Origin of the sequence: Frateuria sp. GZRR33 (assembly GCF_051900425.1) — a bacterium.
Lineage (GTDB): Bacteria > Pseudomonadota > Gammaproteobacteria > Xanthomonadales > Rhodanobacteraceae > Frateuria_A.
Map to the genome: position 1 here is coordinate 1 of NZ_JBHZGK010000035.1, position 513 is coordinate 513.

The 513-nt window shown below is 57.3% G+C and carries 1 protein-coding gene; it reads right to left on the reverse strand.

The features are described 5' to 3' along the window. Nucleotides 1–50: 50 nt before the first annotated feature. On the reverse strand, nucleotides 51–513 hold a 463-nt coding region (locus ACFWZU_RS16290; RefSeq protein WP_439702558.1), incomplete at its 5' end, for a hypothetical protein.

Consider the following 513-nt stretch of genomic DNA (forward strand, 5'->3'; position numbering starts at 1 on the left):
CCTAACGCTGGAGTTGAGCGGCGGCGGAGCCGTCCGCCTCGAACGAACTGTTAGGCGCGCACACTTTGGAAGTACCCTCTTGCGCGGACGTTAACAGACAAATAGACAAGGGCAATCGCGGCCCAGCTGCCGCAGCCTAGCGCATATTGCAGAAGCGATGGGGTCGGGTTTGGCGCGCCAAACAACCAGTGCACCATTTGGAATGGCAAGTATTGCAGCACGGGTAAGACAACGAGCAAAGGGCGCACCCAACCGTGGCGGAACACGATGCCTATGCCTACCGCCAACATGAGCGGAACTGACACCAAGATGGCAACTGCCTCACCTGACGACCACATGGCCTCGTGAGACATGAGCGTACCTGCGAGGTTGAAGTCGGCGCCTGGAATGATGGCAGTGAGTAGCAAAACCACACTGAGAACGATCGAAGCTGCCGCAGCCACGCCAAGTGGCCGCGGAATTTCTCCCAACTCTGCAATCGCTACCTTTAGTTTCAATTTGGAGCCTAACGCT